The sequence below is a fragment of the Pseudomonas sp. FBCC-B1565 genome (genome assembly GCF_059133265.1).
This window is the reverse complement of the sequence record NZ_CP101438.1, coordinates 4,609,145-4,626,107: the sequence shown is the minus strand read 5'-3', so window position 1 is coordinate 4,626,107 and position 16,963 is coordinate 4,609,145. Positions and strand designations below refer to the sequence as shown.

15 protein-coding genes and 1 pseudogene are annotated in these 16,963 nt (G+C 61.8%); 9 read left to right on the top strand and 7 right to left on the bottom strand.

Annotated features, from left to right (window positions below):
* Positions 1 to 34: 34 nt before the first annotated feature.
* Together htpG and NL123_RS21325 are read left to right on the top strand one after the other, a co-directional pair.
* Positions 35 to 1,939, top strand: coding sequence for a molecular chaperone HtpG (htpG, locus tag NL123_RS21330; protein ID WP_494356289.1), 1,905 nt, complete (start codon positions 35 to 37; stop codon positions 1,937 to 1,939).
* A gap of 66 nt (positions 1,940 to 2,005) precedes the next feature.
* Entirely contained in the window at positions 2,006 to 2,728 is a 723-nt protein-coding gene (locus tag NL123_RS21325; protein ID WP_494356288.1) for a dienelactone hydrolase family protein, read from the top strand.
* A gap of 97 nt (positions 2,729 to 2,825) precedes the next feature.
* Here the strand turns inward: NL123_RS21325 and NL123_RS21320 are convergent, their stop codons facing one another.
* Both NL123_RS21320 and NL123_RS21315 read right to left on the bottom strand, forming a co-directional pair.
* Entirely contained in the window at positions 2,826 to 3,692 is an 867-nt protein-coding gene (locus NL123_RS21320) for a pirin family protein (protein ID WP_494356287.1), read from the bottom strand.
* A 64-nt stretch (positions 3,693 to 3,756) separates the two neighbouring features.
* Positions 3,757 to 4,173: an OsmC family protein gene (locus NL123_RS21315; RefSeq protein ID WP_248487270.1), complete on the bottom strand. Its 417-nt coding sequence runs from the start codon at positions 4,171 to 4,173 to the stop codon at positions 3,757 to 3,759.
* Between the two features lie 140 nt (positions 4,174 to 4,313).
* On the opposite strand from NL123_RS21315, the gene NL123_RS21310 reads away from it, so the two are divergent.
* Together NL123_RS21310 and NL123_RS21305 are read left to right on the top strand one after the other, a co-directional pair.
* On the top strand, positions 4,314 to 5,336 hold the full coding sequence (locus tag NL123_RS21310) for an amidohydrolase family protein (protein WP_248487272.1): 1,023 nt from the start codon (positions 4,314 to 4,316) through the stop codon (positions 5,334 to 5,336).
* Between the two features lie 105 nt (positions 5,337 to 5,441).
* Positions 5,442 to 5,537 (top strand): annotated as a pseudogene (locus tag NL123_RS21305) (hypothetical protein); the annotation flags it as partial.
* Between the two features lie 179 nt (positions 5,538 to 5,716).
* On the opposite strand, the gene fabB reads toward NL123_RS21305, so the two are convergent.
* The 5 genes from fabB to NL123_RS21280 all read right to left on the bottom strand — a co-directional run bounded on the left by fabB (position 5,717) and on the right by NL123_RS21280 (position 12,663).
* Entirely contained in the window at positions 5,717 to 6,937 is a 1,221-nt protein-coding gene (fabB, locus tag NL123_RS21300; protein WP_016979549.1) for a beta-ketoacyl-ACP synthase I, read from the bottom strand.
* Between the two features lie 11 nt (positions 6,938 to 6,948).
* Positions 6,949 to 7,464, bottom strand: a complete 516-nt coding sequence (gene fabA / locus NL123_RS21295) for a 3-hydroxyacyl-[acyl-carrier-protein] dehydratase FabA (protein WP_010211704.1) — start codon at positions 7,462 to 7,464, stop codon at positions 6,949 to 6,951.
* A 249-nt stretch (positions 7,465 to 7,713) separates the two neighbouring features.
* The gene (locus tag NL123_RS21290; protein WP_248487274.1) at positions 7,714 to 9,615 is read right to left on the bottom strand and encodes an ATP-binding protein; all 1,902 of its coding nucleotides are present in this window, start codon (positions 9,613 to 9,615) and stop codon (positions 7,714 to 7,716) included.
* Positions 9,612 to 10,541 (bottom strand): ABC transporter substrate-binding protein, encoded by a 930-nt coding sequence (locus NL123_RS21285; RefSeq protein WP_248487276.1) that lies wholly within the window; start codon positions 10,539 to 10,541, stop codon positions 9,612 to 9,614. Before NL123_RS21285 ends, NL123_RS21290 begins: the two co-directional genes overlap by 4 nt.
* Position 10,542: 1 nt before the next feature.
* Positions 10,543 to 12,663: a TonB-dependent receptor plug domain-containing protein gene (locus NL123_RS21280; RefSeq protein ID WP_494356286.1), complete on the bottom strand. Its 2,121-nt coding sequence runs from the start codon at positions 12,661 to 12,663 to the stop codon at positions 10,543 to 10,545.
* A gap of 195 nt (positions 12,664 to 12,858) precedes the next feature.
* On the opposite strand from NL123_RS21280, the gene NL123_RS21275 reads away from it, so the two are divergent.
* The 5 genes from NL123_RS21275 (at position 12,859) to NL123_RS21255 (ending at position 16,897) form a co-directional block, all read left to right on the top strand.
* Positions 12,859 to 13,884, top strand: a complete 1,026-nt coding sequence (locus NL123_RS21275; protein ID WP_248487280.1) for an NAD(P)H-dependent glycerol-3-phosphate dehydrogenase — start codon at positions 12,859 to 12,861, stop codon at positions 13,882 to 13,884.
* A gap of 10 nt (positions 13,885 to 13,894) precedes the next feature.
* The gene (locus NL123_RS21270; RefSeq protein ID WP_248487282.1) at positions 13,895 to 14,242 is read left to right on the top strand and encodes a DUF4389 domain-containing protein; all 348 of its coding nucleotides are present in this window, start codon (positions 13,895 to 13,897) and stop codon (positions 14,240 to 14,242) included.
* A complete protein-coding gene (gene sixA, locus NL123_RS21265; RefSeq protein WP_248487284.1) occupies positions 14,239 to 14,688 on the top strand; it encodes a phosphohistidine phosphatase SixA in 450 nt (149 codons plus the stop codon). The genes NL123_RS21270 and sixA overlap by 4 nt, the downstream gene beginning before the upstream one ends.
* Positions 14,689 to 14,773: 85 nt before the next feature.
* The gene (locus NL123_RS21260) at positions 14,774 to 16,423 is read left to right on the top strand and encodes an AMP-binding protein (protein WP_494356285.1); all 1,650 of its coding nucleotides are present in this window, start codon (positions 14,774 to 14,776) and stop codon (positions 16,421 to 16,423) included.
* A 30-nt stretch (positions 16,424 to 16,453) separates the two neighbouring features.
* Positions 16,454 to 16,897 (top strand): hotdog fold thioesterase, encoded by a 444-nt coding sequence (locus NL123_RS21255; protein WP_071496211.1) that lies wholly within the window; start codon positions 16,454 to 16,456, stop codon positions 16,895 to 16,897.
* Positions 16,898 to 16,963: the final 66 nt, after the last annotated feature.

Here is a 16,963-nt window from a genome sequence, read left to right as displayed (position 1 = left end):
GCGGCCACTGCCATCCAATTGGAGTTTGATGACCATGAGTGTGGAAACTCAAAAGGAAACCCTGGGCTTCCAGACCGAGGTGAAGCAACTGCTGCACCTCATGATCCATTCGCTGTATTCCAACAAGGAAATCTTCCTTCGCGAATTGATCTCGAACGCCTCTGACGCTGTCGACAAATTACGTTTCGAAGCCCTGTCCAAGCCTGAGTTGCTGGAAGGTGGCGCCGAACTGAAAATTCGTGTGAGCTTCGACAAGGACGCCAAGACCGTCACGATCGAAGACAACGGTATCGGCATGAGCCGTGACGATGCGATCGCCCACCTGGGCACCATCGCCAAGTCCGGCACCGCCGATTTCATGAAAAACCTCTCGGGCGACCAGAAGAAAGATTCGCACCTGATCGGTCAATTCGGCGTGGGCTTCTATTCGGCCTTTATCGTTGCCGACCAGGTTGAAGTGTTCAGCCGCCGTGCCGGCCTCGACGCCAGCGAAGGCGTGCACTGGTCTTCCAAAGGCGAGGGCGAATTCGAAATCGCCACCGTCGACAAGGCTGACCGTGGCACCCGTATCGTGCTGCACCTGAAGTCCGGTGAAGACGAATTCGCCGATGGCTGGCGCCTGCGCAACATCGTCAAGAAATACTCCGACCACATCGCCCTGCCGATTGAGCTGCCGAAAGAACAAGCGGCTGCCGAAGGCGAAGAAGCCCCGGCCCAGGAATGGGAAGTGGTCAACCGCGCCAGCGCGCTGTGGACCCGTCCGCGTACCGAGATCAAGGACGAGGAATACCAGGAGTTCTACAAGCACATCGGTCATGACTACGAAAACCCACTGAGCTGGAGCCACAACAAGGTCGAAGGCAAGCTGGAATACAGCTCGCTGCTCTACGTGCCTGCCCGTGCTCCGTTCGACCTGTACCAGCGTGAAGCGCCAAAAGGCCTGAAACTCTACGTACAGCGCGTGTTCGTGATGGACCAGGCGGAATCGTTCCTGCCGCTGTACCTGCGCTTCATCAAGGGTGTGGTCGACTCCAACGACCTGTCGCTGAACGTGTCGCGGGAAATCCTGCAGAAAGACCCGATCATCGATTCCATGAAGTCGGCGCTGACCAAGCGCGTGCTCGACATGCTGGAAAAACTGGCGAAGAACGAGCCTGAGCAATACAAGGGCTTCTGGAAAAACTTCGGCCAGGTCATGAAAGAAGGCCCGGCGGAAGATTTCGCCAACAAGGAAAAAATCGCCGGCCTGCTGCGTTTTGCCTCGACGCATGAAGAGGGTGGCGAGCAGGTGGTTTCTCTGGCCGAGTACCTGGCCCGCGCCAAGGAAGGTCAGGACAAGATCTACTACCTCACCGGCGAAACCTACGCCCAGGTCAAGAACAGCCCGCACCTGGAAGTCTTCCGCAAGAAAGGCATTGAAGTGCTGCTGCTGACCGACCGTATCGATGAGTGGCTGATGAGCTACCTCAACGAGTTCGACGGCAAATCCTTCGTCGACGTGGCCCGTGGTGACCTGGACCTGGGTAACCTGGACTCCGAAGAAGAGAAGAAAGAAGCCGAAGAAGTCGCCAAGTCCAAAGAAGGCCTGGTCGAGCGGATCAAGGCGTCCCTGGGCGAGGCTGTCAGCGAAGTGCGCGTGTCGCACCGCCTGACCGACTCCCCGGCGATCCTGGCCATTGGCGAGCAGGACCTGGGCATGCAGATGCGCCAGATCCTCGAAGCCAGCGGGCAGAAGGTTCCGGACTCCAAGCCGATCTTCGAATTCAACCCGGCTCACCCGCTGATCGAGAAACTCGACGGTGAGCAGAGCGAAGAGCGGTTTGGCGACCTGTCGCACATCCTCTTCGACCAGGCGGCCCTGGCCGCCGGCGACAGCCTGAAAGACCCGGCCGCCTATGTGCGCCGCCTGAACAAGCTGTTGGTTGAACTGTCGGTTTGACCCTGCTGTAGAAAAACCCGCTTCGGCGGGTTTTTTCGTTCTAACGCACCTCAACTGGAGTAAATGATGAGCCAAGTCACTGTACGTTCCGTGGTCTATCAGATTGATGGCCAGTCTTATGAAAGCCGCCTCGCGTTCGACGCCAATCATAAGGGCCCGTTGCCGGGGTTGTTGATGGCGCCGAACTGGATGGGTGTGAGTGCGGGGGCCGAAGAGATCGCCAAAAGTGTGGCCGGCAAGGGCTACGTGGTACTGATCGCCGACCTGTACGGGCAGACCGTACGCCCGTCGAATGGCGATGAAGCCGGCGCTGCGATGATGCCGCTGAAGAATGACAACCCCAAGCTGCTCAAACTCATGCAAGCGGCGTTTGAGCAACTGCAGGGCCAGGCCGAGGTAGATACCTCGAAGCTTGCGACCTTCGGCTTCTGCTTTGGCGGTTTCTGCTCGCTGGAGCTGGCACGTACCGGTGCACCGTTGAAGGCGGCCGTCTCGTTCCACGGCACCATCGACACCCAGAACCCGGACGGCGCCAAGCACGTCAAGGGTTCAGTATTGGTCCTGCACGGTGCTTCCGACCCATTGGTGCCGAAGGCGCAACTGCCGGCATTCGAAGATGAAATGAACGCGGCTGGCGTGGATTGGCAATTGCTGAGCTACGGCGGCGCGGTGCATTCCTTCACCGACCCGCATGCGAATGTGCCGGGCAAGATGATGTACGACGCCAAGACCGCCAAGCGGGCGTTCCAGTCGATGCATAACTTGTTGGATGAAGTGTTCAAGGGCTGACTCTTCAGCGCCTGTCCGGGCCTAATCGGGGGCAAGCCCCCTCCCACACTTGGATGCAATCACTGATCAAATGTGGGAGGGGGCTTGCCCCCGATGGCTATCTCAATGGCAACTCAATTCTTTCAGTTTCACCCGGCACCCTCGGCCAATCCCCGGCCGCCCAGCGTTGCCTGGCCTGCTCGATCACCGCCGGGTCACTCGCGACAAAATTCCAATTGATCCGCCGTGGCCCATCCAGCGGCGCGCCGCCAAACACCACCAAGTGGCAATCACTGTCCGCAAACAACGTCATCTCCTGCCCGGCCGGCAATACCACCAGGCTGTGGACTTCAAGCGCCTCGCCGTCCAACTGGGCGTCACCCTCCAGCACATACACCGCCCGTTCCTCATGCTCATCAGGCAACAGCAGGGTTGTAGCCGTCTGCATCCGCACCTCGGCATACAAGGTGGGCGACAGTACCGGCACCGGTGACTTGAGGCAGAACCCGTTGCCCGCGATCAGGCGTATCTGCACGCCCAGGTTGTCACTCACCGGCAGGCTCGCCGCCGGGTGATGGCTGTAATGCCCCGGCCCCGTCTCGTGGTCTTTGGGTGACGCCAACCATACTTGCAGCCCATGCAGGCTGAACCCGCTGGCCTTGAGCGCCTCGGGTGTGCGTTCGACGTGGGCAATCGCGCTGCCGGCGGTCATCCAGCTCACATCACCCACCTGCACCACCTGGTCCGAGCCCAGGCTGTCCTTGTGCTGCAATGCGCCCTCAAACAGATACGTGAGGGTCGACAGCCCGATATGCGGGTGTTGGCGGATATTCATGCCGTGACCCGGCGCGTAGCGGGTCAGCAGCATATGGTCGAAAAACACAAAAGGCCCGACGCTGCGGCATTCCCGCGACGGCAGCGGGCGCAGGATCGGTTGGCCTTCGACGTCTTCGGGGCGAGGGCGGATCACGGTGAGGGTGGTCATGGTGCGTCCCAGTCTGAGCGGGTTGGATGCTGCTGAGCATAACCCGCTCCACGGGAGGTTGCCGCTATTGGCTGAAGGCGCCTTCCGACAGTTTGGTGTCGATGCTGATCTCGGCGGTGGTCATCAGCTTGTGCACCGGGCAGCGATCTGCCACGCGGTGCAGCTCATCGCGCTGTTCGTCGGTGAGCACGCCCTTGAGGGTGAGCTTGACGTTGAGTGTGTATTTGCCCTTTTGCTCTTCGGCGGCGTCATGGGTGACCTCCACGGTCACGCCGGTGAGGGGGATACCTTTTTTCTGGGCGTAGAGCTTGAGGGTCAGGGCTTTGCACGAGGCCAGGGCGGCGTCGAAGTAGTCATGGGGGGAGGGCGCCGAATCGTCGCCGCCGAGGCTCTTGGGCAGGTCGGTGAACAACTCATGGTTGTCGATGTTGAGGCTGTGGCGAAAGTTGTCCTGGTTCAGGGTGTTTACGGTAACAGGCATGGCAAACCTCACAGGGTGGCAGGATGAAGGTCATGCAGTTATAGAGCATGCTGGCACTTCGATGTTCCGCGTTTTTTGCCGGATGAACCCTGGCAAGGCGTTCAAGGTCTACCCGTATCAGCCCCTATCGAGGTGTTACCGTGCCCTGGACTCGCCTGACCCTTGCCCTGTTGTTCGCCTCCGGCAGCCTTGCCGCGCAGGCCCGCGACTATGCCTACAGCGATGCGCACCTGCATTACGTGGACTTCTTCCAGGAAACTGCAGGCATGGACAAGCTGCTCAAGGCCATGGCCGACAATCGCATCGAACACGTGATGATTTCCGGTATTCCGGTCGCGAAGAAATGGCACGAGGACGAACCCAAGCGCCCGCGCTATTACGCCGGTGACGACGCCGATGCCTATTGGTACAGCGCCACCGACGTGATCGTGGCCGCAGCGGTCAACAAACTGACCCCTGAGCAGCGCGAGCATTTTCATCCGTTCCTGTCCGGCTTCAACCCCAACGACAAGAACTCGGACGCCCATATCCAGCGCATGCTCGATCTCAACCCAGGCCTGTGGCAGGGCATCGGCGAGGTTTTTACCCGTCATGACGACCTCACGGCCATCACCGCCGGCGACACACCACGGGCCAATAACGAAGCCATGACCCGCATTTATCACCTGGCGGCGGAAAATGACCTGCCGGTGATGCTGCACTCCAATATCACCTCCAAGCGCGAGCGCAACCCGCTGTACCTGGCTGAAGTCGAAGAGCCACTGCGCAACCACCCACACACCCGTTTTATCTGGGCCCATGGCGGCACCAGCAAGGAAATCCACCGTCACCAGGTGCAGATGGACTTTTTGCTGCCCACCTTGAGCCGCATGCTGGAGGCGTACCCCAACCTGTACATCGACCTGTCCTGGAGCATGCTTACGCCGTATTTGCTGGATGATAGAGGCCATCCTCGTCCGGAGTGGATAACGCTGGTGGAGCGTTTCCCGGAGCGGTTCATGCTGGGCTCGGACGTCGTCGGGCGTTTCAACAAGCTGGGTAAGGAAATGCGTCGCTTCGAGCCTTTCCTCGATGCACTGCCTGAGGACGTTGCGCACAAAGTGGCACGCGACAATTTCCTGGCCATCCTGCCTAAAGCCCATCGCGATGGGGCGCCACGCTGATATCGCGTTTTGATCTTACGCAAACCCCAGATTGCGCCGATACCTTTCAATAGCCAGCTGCAATTGGATGCAGCGCTGGTTATTGCCAGCGCATCGGAGCAGTAGACGTCGACAGGGGCGAACCAGAGCAGTGCGGCGAGCCAGGAGTTGTCGCGGTTGGCGGTGGACCTGAACACGATGGTGGCGCGGTTTTCGGTGTAGGGGCGGGCGCCGAGGCGGCGCTATCGGGGGCAAGCCCCCTCCCACCTTTGATTTGTGAGTGCATTCAAAATGTGGGAGGGGGCTTGCCCCCGATGAGGCCCTCCCAGCCACTAAAAAATCCAGCCCATAAAAAAGCCCCGAACCAGTCGGGGCTTTTTAATGCGGTCAAGCTACAGGTCTTACTGACCCTGCCAGCGTTTCAGCACCAGGGTGGCGTTGGTGCCACCGAAGCCGAAGCTGTTGCTCATCACGGTGTCGATTTTTGCATTCTCAACGGTCTTGGTCAGGATCGGCATATCAGCCACAACCGGATCAATCTCATCGATGTTGGCGGAGCCGGCCATGAAGTTGCCTTCCATCATCAGCAGGCAGTAGATCGCTTCGTGAACGCCAGCGGCGCCCAGGGAGTGACCGGACAGGCTCTTGGTAGAGCTGATGGCCGGGGCCTTGTCGCCGAATACCGCACGCACGCCTTCCATTTCCTTGGCATCGCCGACCGGAGTCGAGGTGCCGTGGGTGTTCAGGTAGTCGATTGGGGTGTCCACGGTGGACATGGCCATCTGCATGCAACGGATGGCGCCTTCACCGCTTGGGGCAACCATGTCGTAGCCGTCGGAGGTCGCGCCGTAGCCGACGATTTCCGCGTAGATCTTGGCGCCACGGGCCAGAGCGTGCTCCAGCTCCTCGACCACCACCATGCCGCCACCGCCGGCAATGACGAAACCGTCACGCTTGGCGTCGTAGGCGCGGGAGGCCTTTTCCGGGGTTTCGTTGTACTGGGTGGACAGTGCACCCATGGCGTCGAACAGGAACGACTGGCTCCAATGCTCTTCTTCACCGCCGCCGGCGAACACGATGTCCTGCTTGCCCAGCTGGATCTGCTCCACGGCAGTCCCGATGCAGTGAGCACTGGTGGCGCATGCGGAGGAGATCGAGTAGTTCACGCCCTTGATCTGGAACGGCGTGGCCAGACAGGCCGAAACGGTGCTGCCCATGGTCCGTGTGACACGGTACGGGCCAACGCGCTTCACGCCTTTTTCGCGCAGGATGTCCAGCGCTTCCATCTGGTTGAGGGTCGATGCGCCGCCGGAGCCGGCGATCAGGCCGGTGCGTACGTTCGATACCTGGTCTTCGCTCAGGCCGGAGTCGGCGATCGCGTCTTTCATCGCCAGGTAGGCGTAGGCGGCAGCGTGGCCGACGAAGCGATAGATCTTGCGATCGATCAGTTCTTCGAGGGGCAGGTCGATGGAGCCGGAAACCTGGCTACGCAGACCCATTTCGGCATATTCCGGGTTGAAGCGGATGCCAGGGCGACTTGCACGCAGGTTAGCGGTGACGGTCTCTTTGTCATTGCCCAGGCAAGAAACAATGCCCAGACCAGTGATAACGACGCGGCGCATGCGGATAACCCTTAAAAGTTGTCAGTGGAAGTGAATACGCCGACCCGAAGGCCTTCGGCAGTATAGATCTCGCGACCGTCGACGCTCACCGAACCATCGGCGATGGCCAGGTTCAGCTTGCCCTTGAGGACGCGCTTGATCTGAATGTTGTAGGTGACTTTCTTGGCGGTCGGCAGGACCTGGCCAAAGAACTTCACTTCGCCCGAACCCAGGGCGCGACCGCGACCCGGCAGGCCTTGCCAGCCCAGGAAGAAACCGACCAGCTGCCACATGGCGTCAAGGCCCAGGCAGCCCGGCATCACAGGGTCGCCTTCGAAATGGCAGGCGAAGAACCACAGGTCCGGGGTGATATCCAGCTCGGCGACCAATTCACCTTTGCCGTACTTGCCACCCTCTTCGCTGATATGGGTGATGCGATCCACCATCAGCATGTTCGGGGCGGGCAGTTGCGCGTTACCTGGGCCGAACAGCTCACCGCGACTGCAGCGCAGCAGGTCTTCCCGAGTAAAGGCGTTTTGTTTGGTCATGCGAGCTCCTCAATAATCCCATGCGGCAGGGTAGGGCAAATCTTCCCGAACCGAATGAAGCGTTCATGCCTCATGTCGGCAGCCTACACGTAGACTATTGCGTTGTAGTGAAAGTCACAGCGGCAAGGCACTGAATGTACACTTGTTCACTGAAATTTTAAACCGGGCCTGTTTATAGGCCCGTTCGGGTGCCTAAGACTGCCGCACTTTCGTCTTTCACGCCAGTCGGAGTTGGCTGATGGCGCGGCGCTATTGCACCCAGCGCTGCAGGATTTGCTGCAAATCCGTGCGTTTGAACGGCTTGGCCAGGTAATCGTTCATTCCGGCTGCCAGGCAGGCTTCACGGTCGCCCTGCAACGCGTTGGCAGTCAGGGCGATGATCGGCAGGTCGGCGCAGCCGGGCAGTTGGCGGATCTTGCGGGTGGCCTCGTAGCCGTCGATCAGCGGCAGCCGGCAATCCATCAGGATCGCGGTGAAAATCAGGCTCTCGGCACTGCGGATCGCCTCGGCACCGTCGGTGGCCAGGCTCACTTCAAAGCCGAGGCTGCGCAACATGGCTTCGACCACGGTGCGGTTGACCGGGTTGTCCTCTACCAGCAATACATGGCGGCCATCGCCGGCGTTGGCTTTGCCGTCGGCGCCTTGCGCGATGGCCGGTACGCTCTGCTGGTCGATGGCCAGGGGAATTTCCAGGGTAAATACCGAGCCGCGGCCTTCTTCACTTTGCGCGCGCAGGGTGCCGCCCATGCGTTCGGCCAGGGTACGGGCGATGGGCAGGCCCAGGCCGGTGCCGCCGTAACGTCTTGAAATGGAACTGTCGGCCTGCTGGAACGCATCGAACATCAACTCCAGGCGTTCGGCGGAAATCCCGATGCCGCTGTCGCGCACGGTGCAGGTGAACCACACCAGTTCATGGTCGAGGGTCTGCCAATGGGGTTCGACGCTGACGCTGCCCTGCTCGGTGAACTTCAGCGCGTTGCCGATCAGGTTCACCAGGATCTGGCGGATTCGCGTCGGATCGCCCTGCACGCGCAAAGCGTCCAACCCTGGTGGAATCGACAGTTTCAACGCCAACCCGCGCTGCTGGGCGCTGTGCTGGAACGCCTGGGCGCAGCTGTTGATCAGGTCCGCCAGGTTGAACGGAATATGCTCCAGCTCCAGGGCCGCGCGTTCGATGCGCGAGAAGTCGAGGATGTCGTTGATGACCTTGAGCAAGTGCTCGGTGGATTCGGAGGCCAGCGCCGCGTACTCGGTCTGCTCCTCGGTCATCTCGGTGGTTTCCAGCAATTGCAACATGCCCAGCACGCCGTTCATGGGCGTGCGCAGCTCATGGCTCATCATAGCCAGGAAATCCGACTTGGCGTTGTTGGCGCGCTCGGCCTCTTCGCGGGTCTGGATCAACTGGGCCATGGCCTGCTGCTGTTCGCGGCTGGCCTGGTTGAGGCCTTCGGCCAGGTTATTGATGTGTCGCGACAGGTCGCCCAATTCCGAGTCGTCCACGATCGGCAACGGCGTCTTGTAGTCACCTTGCTGGATGGCTTTTACGGCGTGGCCCATGGCGCTGATCGGCTGCGACAGGCTGGCGGCCAGGCGTCGGGCGAGCAGGAAGGTAAACAGCAGGGCGAACAGCGCCAGGATGCCGGCCTTGAACAGGATCTCCTGCTGGCGCTGGCTGAATGCGTCGTTGGACATGCCGACGATCACCCGGCCCAGGTAGTCGGCCCGCGGTGCTTTGGGTTCGTTGAGGTTGTCCTGGAAAAAATCATTGCCCAACTGGATGTGTTGCAGGCGAATCGGTGCCTGGAACACTTTCACCGACAGCGAACGGTCGTGTTTTTCCGACGGTTGCTCGACATACACCAGGATGTTCTCGCTGCTGTCCTGGATCTCCAGGAACCGCACATGGGGCGTAGCGAGCGTGGCGCGCAGCAGGCTGTCGAGCACTTCGTTGTTGCCGGAGATCACCCCGTACTCGGTGGCGGGCGCCAGTTGGTTGGCGATCAACTGGCCGGTGTGGTCCAGTTCCTGGCGCAAGTCCTGGATCCGCACGAAGGTGAAAAAGCTGATCAACAGCAACGTCAGCAACAGCGCCGGGCCCAGGGTGATGAGCTGGGTGCGGGTGTTGATGTCCCAACGACGGCGCAAGGTCATGGGCGTTTTTCTCCTTCGGCCAAGCGGATCGCGACGCCGGCTTCGTCCACCTGTTCGATCCCCAGTGAGCGCGCGACTTGCGGGTTGCCCACGACTTTGAAGTGTTCCGGGTACAGCGAGCGCGGCCAGTTGGCCGGCGGGTGGTCGAGCAGACGGTCTAGCACGGCCAGCCAGTCGGCCTGGTCGCTGTAGGTACTGGCCAGGCTGCCGGCCCGCACAAAGCCTGCATTCGGGCCCACCAGCGGCAATTGCTGGGCATAGCTGCTCAGCAACAGGTTCTTCGCGGTTTTCGGGTTGTACAACTGCGGGTCATCGAGGCCGAGCAGCACGTCACTGTTCCTGAACAGGTTTTGCAGCGGGCGGCTGTCATTAATGTTGTCCCAGAGCTGTGGCACGATTTCCAGGCCGAGCGGTGTGGCGTGTTGGCGCAGTTCGGGCAGCAGGAACTCACTGTCGGCGCCATACAGCACGCCGATGCGCCGCGCCTGGGGCAGGATGGCGGCGATCAGGCGCAGTTGGCGCTCCAGCGGTGGGTCGCTCCACAGTAGGCTGATGTGCGGGTGAGGTGTGCTGCCCAGGCGTTGATGGGCCTGTAACCGACTGATACGCAGCACCAGGGTCGGCGGGCCCTGGGTTTCCTGCAGGCGCCAGTCGAGGCCGGGCAGGTCGAGCAGGATCAGGCGTGTGTTGGCCGGCAGTCGACCAGGGGCTGGCAAGTTTTTGAGTGGTGTGAAGGTGACGCGGTCTTCGGGGCGTTGCTGGGCCAGGGCTTGGGCGAAGGCCTGCACGCCGACGCCGTCTTCGGCGGCGGTCAACAGGATCTCGGCACTCCAGGCCGGCGCGGCAAACAGCAGGCACGCGAGCAGCAGAATGCGTCGCCAGAGCGTGTGGATAAAAAAGCAGGTCATCCGTGACGAGTCGCCCATGTCAGAACTCTAGCTCCGCGCTGAAGTAGAGCACATGGCGATGGTCATAATTGTTATCGGCCCAGGTGGTGGGCTGGTGATCAAGGCGTTGTTGCAACATGCCGGCCAGCTCCACGTTGGCTTTGCCCAGGGCAATGCGCTTGGCCACCCGCAGGTCGACCCGTTCGAAGCGATATTGGTTGAGTGCGTCATCGCCGTAGTAGAACAACGCGCTGGACCAGCCTTGGCCCCATTCGCGCAACCAACCGGCAGAGCCACTGTTGCGCGCGGTCTGTGCTTTGTCCCGCGGGTTGCTGCTGGTGGCATCGACGTAAGCATAGGTCAGCCGCAGGCGGTCGGCGTTGCTCACGCGCCAGTCGAACTGGGATTCGGCGCCGGTGAAGCGTGCGCTGTTGGCGTTGCTGGCAATGTACTGGTTATTGCGCAGCGGCGAACTGATCATGTCGGTGATTTCGTCGTAGAACAGTTTCACGTCCATGTTCAGCCCGATGTCGGCAAAGAAGCCGTTGTACCCCAATTCCCGCGACTTCATCATCTCTTTATCGAGGTTGCCCGGCCCCCGCGTCTTTACGAAGTATTGCCCGGTGGTCTGACCGTAGGCCGGGGAGCTGAGGTTGGTGACGCGATAACTCCAGTTGACGTTGTTCTCGAACATGTCCGGCGAGCGGATGGCTTCGGAGTACACCGCGCGCAAGCCATGGCGCGGGTTGATCAGGTAGTTGACCGCCACCCGTGGCGTGAGCGAGTTGCCGCTCAGGTGCGTGTCCTCATACATGGCGCCGCCTTGCAGCAGCCAATGTTCGCTGGCGCGCCATTCCAACTGGCCGAACAGGCGCCAAGTGGTGTCGTCCAGGGTGCCGTTGAAGTAGGTGTCGGAGTCGGCACGGTCGTAGCGGTAATTCATGCCGCTGACCAGGCGCAGGCTGTCGGAGAGGCTGAGGGTATCCTGGATTTCCAGATCGTAGCGGCTTTCGCGGGTGCTCTGGTCGATGTCTCCGCACACGCTCTGGTTGGCGCCGTTACGCCATTGGTCCAGCACCTGGTTGGCCAGCGCTTGCTCGGCGGCGCTGCCCGGTGGCGCGGTGCCTTGGCTGTAGGTGTCCATGTGCCGGGCCAGCAGTTCGGCGTAGTTGGGGTTCATCTGCCACAGTTGGGTCAATTCCGGGCTGAACGACACTTTGGCGTCGCAGGCCTTCCAGATTTGGCGGCGGTCCCACTGCTGGGCCGAGCCCTGGATGTACAGGCTGTGCTCGGGGTTGAAATCAAAATTCCAGCGCAGCGAGCCGGCGTAGTCCTTGGCCGTGACGTCGGAGTTGTTGCCACCTTCGGTAATCCCGGCGAATACCGGGCTGTAGGTATACGGACGTTGGTTGGTGCCTTCCTTCGCATCCAGTTGCCAGTCGATGCTCTGCTGCGCGTTCAACGTCTGGCTAACTGCCAGGCTGAAGCGGTTGAGGCGCCGCCCGTCGCGGCGGTCGGCGCCAGCGGCGTCGCTGTCGAAGCCATCGTCCTGCTGGCCGGACAGCGACAGGCGCAAATCGCCGGTTTCCCAGCCGACGCCCTGGCTGGCATAGAAGTCGTTGATGCCACGTTCGCCACGCACCACCTTGACCCGCGTACCGTGGCTGTTGGCGGGCGAGCGCGTGAGGATGTTGACCACCGCCATCAAGGCATTGGCGCCGTAGCTGACGGTGTTGGGGCCGCGGAACACTTCGATGCGCTCGATATCTTCCATGGCCACCGGAATGTCGCTCCAGTCCACGGTGGCCAGGCCCGCACGGTACACCGAGCGGCCGTCGATCAGCACCTGCATGCGCCGCGCATCGCTGGCGCTGGTGCCGTGGTAGTTCACCGCCGCCTGGTTGCCGGAGGTGTAGCCGACCATCATCCCCGGCACCAGGCGCAGCAACTCGCTGATATTCCGCGCGCCGCTGGCCTTGATCAGCTCGCTGTCGATCACGGTCATGCTGCCGGGCACGGCGGCGGCCGATTGCTTGAGGCGTGTGGCGGTCAACACCTGGGGCAACGGCTGGCTGTCGAGGAACAGGTCGTCGGCCATGACAGGCGCACTGCACAGCAGCATCAACCACAGAGATGAACGGGGAGGAGGGCCCAAATACACGGCACGGCCTTGATAATTACGGATAGCCGCCCATGTTAACTGAGGTGGGGCCATTTGCCAGTCGCAGGACTTGCAATTACTTCATGTAAGTGTGGCATTTTCCGACAAGCGCACGAATTGATACGGGGGCTGGCCGCCGGCGGGTCGGCCCGTATAATGCCGCCATCGCCACTGGTATGGATTAACGGATTGCATATGACTGAACAGCGCCCTATCGCGGTCCTGGGAGGCGGAAGTTTTGGTACCGCCGTGGCTAACCTGCTGGCCGAGAATGGTCACGCTGTGCGCCAGTGGATGCGCGATCCCGAACAGGCCGAGGCCATTCGGGTGCACCGGGAAAATCCGCGTTACCTCAAAGGCATCAAGATTCATCCGGCGGTCGAGCCGGTCACTGACCTGCTGGAAACCCTCACGGCCTGCGACCTGTGCTTCGTCGCGCTGCCGTCCAGCGCCTTGCGCTCGGTGCTGGCGCCCCACGCCGAACGCCTGGCGGGCAAGCTGCTGGTCAGCCTGACCAAGGGCATCGAGGCGCAGACCTTCAAGCTGATGAGCGAAATCCTCGAAGAGATCGCCCCCCAGGCGCGTATTGGCGTGCTGTCCGGGCCGAACCTGGCGCGGGAAGTGGCCGAGCACGCACTGACCGCCACCGTAGTCGCCAGTGAAGACGAAGAACTCTGCGAACGGGTCCAGGCCGTGTTGCACGGTCGTACCTTCCGGGTCTACGCCAGCAGCGACCGCTTTGGCGTCGAGCTGGGCGGTGCGCTGAAAAACGTCTACGCGATCATCGCCGGCATGGCCGTGGCGCTGGGCATGGGCGAGAACACCAAAAGCATGTTGATCACCCGCGCCCTGGCCGAGATGACCCGCTTTGCGGTGAACCAGGGCGCCAACCCGATGACCTTCCTCGGGCTGGCGGGCGTGGGCGACCTGATCGTCACGTGCTCCTCGCCGAAAAGTCGCAACTATCAAGTCGGGTTCGCCCTGGGCCAGGGCCTGAGCCTTGAGGATGCAGTCACGCGCCTGGGCGAAGTGGCCGAGGGCGTCAATACCCTCAAGGTGCTCAAGGCCAAGGCCCAGGAAGCTGGCGTGTACATGCCGTTGGTCGCCGGGCTGCACGCGATCCTGTTTGAAGGGCGCACCTTGAACCAGGTCATCGAGTTGCTGATGCGCGCCGAGCCCAAGACCGATGTCGACTTTATTTCCACCAGTGGTTTCAACTGAGGAACGCGTCATGAACGATCCGAAAGCAGCCCCCAAGTACGAATCCATTGCCCTGCGCATCCTGTGGATGCTGGTGTTTGCCCTGGTTTGGCAAGTGGCGCAGTTCCTGCTCGGCGCGCTGGTGGTGGTGCAACTGATCTACCGCCTGGTCTACGGCGCCCCGAACCTGGGCCTGATGAACTTCGGCGACAGCCTCAGCCAGTTCCTGGCGCAGATCGGCCGTTTCGGCAGCTTCCATACCGAGCAAAAGCCGTGGCCGTTTGCTGACTGGCCGACCCCGCTTGCGCCTGAGGGCGAAGCCGCCCACAGCGTGCCGCCGGCACCGCACCCGGTGCGTGATGAAGAGCCGAAACTGTGAAGTTGTGGATACTGCGCCACGGCGAGGCCGAAGGGCATGCGCGCACCGATGCCGAACGCAACCTCACCGAGCACGGCCGTGGCGAAGTGTTGCGCAGTGCTGCGCACCTGATCGGCCAGCCCCTCAGCGCGATCATCGCCAGCCCTTACGTACGGGCGCAGCAGACCGCGCACCTGGTGCGTGATGCGTTGGGCTTCGAGCCGGAGATCCGCACGGTGCCGTGGCTGACCCCCGATGGCAACCCGTTGAAGGTGCTGGAAAAACTCGACACCGACGACAATGTGCTGCTGGTCAGCCATCAGCCTCTGGTCGGCAGCCTGATCAGCTTCCTGCAGCACGGCCACCAGCGCCAGCCGCAGCCGATGTACACCGCTAGCCTGGCGGAACTAGAGGGGGATTTCCCGCTGGCGGGGCTGATGAGCCTGGTCAGCGTGAAGAATCCGTAGGCTTTATCGCTGCTTTGTGTGTGCTATATAGTCAACCAAGCAAGTGCTTGGTTGGCTATCGTCGGACCACAAAGGAGCGCGTCCCATGCCCGTCGCATTTCGATTGCCGTTGCAGGTGTTTTTCGAACGTGAAGCGCGGCACCCGCGCCAGACGTTTCTGGTGCAGCCCGTTGGCGGCGGCGAGGTGCAACGCCTCACTTGGGGCGAAGCCGGCCATCAGGCCCGGTGCGCCGCGCACTGGCTGCGCGCCCGCGAGCTGCCCCCAGGCTCGCACATTGCCCTGATCTCGAAAAACTGCGCGCACTGGATCATTGCCGACCTGGCGATCTGGATGGCCGGGCATGTCTCGGTGCCGCTGTATCCCAACCTCACTGCCGACTCCGTGGCCCATGTGCTCAGCCATTCCGAGGCGGCGCTGACGTTTATCGGCAAGCTAGACGACTGGCCCGCCATGGCGCCCGGCGTGCCGTTCGATGTCCCGACCATCAGCTTGCCGCTGTGCCCAACCGGCGCGTTCGATTTCAGTTGGGCCGACCTGCAAGCCTGCTCGCCGATCCAGGACGACCCGCTGCCGGCCGCTACGGACCTGGCCACCATCATCTACACCTCCGGTACCACCGGCCTGCCCAAGGGCGTGATGCACAGCTTCGGCGCGCTGGGGTTTGCCGCCACTCGTGGCACCGAGTTGTTCGGGTTGGGGGAGGGCGACCGCCTGTTGTCCTACCTGCCGCTGTGCCATGTGGCCGAGCGCATGTTTGTGGAAATGGCGGCGATCTACACCGGGCAGACGGTGTTTTTCGCCGAAAGCCTGGAGACGTTTCTGACCGACCTGCGCAGGGCGCGGCCGACCGCGCTGTTTGGCGTACCGCGTATCTGGACCAAATTCCAGATGGGCGTCTACGCCAAAATCCCGGAAAAACGCCTCGATACCCTGCTGCGCCTGCCCTTCATCGGCAAGCGCGTGGGCCGCAAGGTGCTCGCCGGCCTGGGCCTGGATGCGTTGCGCATCGCGCTGTCCGGGGCGGCGCCGGTGCCCGAGGCGCTGCTGCGCTGGTATCAACGCCTGGGCCTGGACGTGCTTGAGGTGTATGGCATGACCGAGAGTTGCGGTTACTCCCATGTGTGTCGCCCCGGCCAGCAGACCCTCGGCTGGATCGGCCTGCCGTGCCCCGGTGTTGAGGTGCGCATCGATCCTGCGGGCGAAGTGCAAGTGCGCAGCGGTGCGACCATGCTCGGCTACTACAAGGACCCGCTGAAAACCGCCGAGACGATCACCGCCGACGGCTTCCTGCGCACCGGTGACAAGGGCGAGCAGGCTGCCGACGGCCGGCTGCGCCTGACCGGGCGCCTCAAGGAGATCTTCAAGACCAGCAAAGGCAAGTACGTGGCCCCGGCGCCGATTGAGAACCGCCTGGCCGAACATGCGCGCATCGAACAGGTGTGCGTGGTGGGCGATGGCCTGACCGCACCGATGGGGCTGTGCGTGTTGTCGGCAATCAGCGAGGACCCGCATGCGCTGCGCAGCAGCCTTGAACGCTGGCTGGAGCAGGTCAATCAAGCATTGGACAAGCATGAACGCCTGCGCCATCTAGTGGTAGTGAAAGACAACTGGGCGGTGGAAAACGGCTTCTTGACCCCGACGCTCAAGATCAAACGCAACATTATCGAATCGACCTACGGTGAACATTTCCAGAGGTGGAGCGAGCGTTCCGAAACCGTTCTGTGGCAGGATTAGGGCCATCATAAAACCAACAAGGACATCCGTATGAGCCTGTGGCGCACGCAACCGAACATCGACCAACTCAATGCGATCCAGAAAAACACCATTGGTGAACTGCTGGATATCCGTTTTGAACGCTTCGACGACGAATCGCTGACCGCCAGCATGGTGGTCGACCATCGTACCCACCAGCCCTACGGCTTGTTGCATGGCGGCGCATCGGTGGTCCTCGCCGAGAGCGTCGGCTCCATGGCCGCCTACCTGTGTATCGATGCGAGCAAGTTCTATTGCGTGGGCCTGGAGATCAATGCCAACCACCTGCGCGGCGTGCGCAGCGGGCGGGTGACGGCAGTGGCCAGGGCGATCCATATCGGCCGCACCACCCAGGTGTGGGACATTCGCCTGACCAGCGACGACGGCAAGGCCAATTGCGTGTCGCGCCTGACCATGGCGGTGGTGCCGCTGGGCGAGAACCCGCCGGCGCGATAGGCGTGGCGTGAGTGTCATCATTCCTGGCAGTTACAGTCATTGCTGTGGCGGTCGGGGCTGGTGACA

What these genes read in the sequence shown, in the direction of transcription:
- fabB (WP_016979549.1), bottom strand. Translation starts at nt 6,937, where the DNA reads ATGCGCCGCGTCGTTATCACTGGTCTGGGCATTGTTTCTTGCCTGGGC.
- NL123_RS21320 (WP_494356287.1), bottom strand. Translation starts at nt 3,692, where the DNA reads ATGACCACCCTCACCGTGATCCGCCCTCGCCCCGAAGACGTCGAAGGC.
- NL123_RS21285 (WP_248487276.1), bottom strand. Translation starts at nt 10,541, where the DNA reads ATGGGCGACTCGTCACGGATGACCTGCTTTTTTATCCACACGCTCTGG.
- htpG (WP_494356289.1), top strand. Translation starts at nt 35, where the DNA reads ATGAGTGTGGAAACTCAAAAGGAAACCCTGGGCTTCCAGACCGAGGTG.
- NL123_RS21260 (WP_494356285.1), top strand. Translation starts at nt 14,774, where the DNA reads ATGCCCGTCGCATTTCGATTGCCGTTGCAGGTGTTTTTCGAACGTGAA.
- NL123_RS21275 (WP_248487280.1), top strand. Translation starts at nt 12,859, where the DNA reads ATGACTGAACAGCGCCCTATCGCGGTCCTGGGAGGCGGAAGTTTTGGT.
- NL123_RS21325 (WP_494356288.1), top strand. Translation starts at nt 2,006, where the DNA reads ATGAGCCAAGTCACTGTACGTTCCGTGGTCTATCAGATTGATGGCCAG.
- NL123_RS21290 (WP_248487274.1), bottom strand. Translation starts at nt 9,615, where the DNA reads ATGACCTTGCGCCGTCGTTGGGACATCAACACCCGCACCCAGCTCATC.
- fabA (WP_010211704.1), bottom strand. Translation starts at nt 7,464, where the DNA reads ATGACCAAACAAAACGCCTTTACTCGGGAAGACCTGCTGCGCTGCAGT.
- NL123_RS21255 (WP_071496211.1), top strand. Translation starts at nt 16,454, where the DNA reads ATGAGCCTGTGGCGCACGCAACCGAACATCGACCAACTCAATGCGATC.
- NL123_RS21270 (WP_248487282.1), top strand. Translation starts at nt 13,895, where the DNA reads ATGAACGATCCGAAAGCAGCCCCCAAGTACGAATCCATTGCCCTGCGC.
- NL123_RS21315 (WP_248487270.1), bottom strand. Translation starts at nt 4,173, where the DNA reads ATGCCTGTTACCGTAAACACCCTGAACCAGGACAACTTTCGCCACAGC.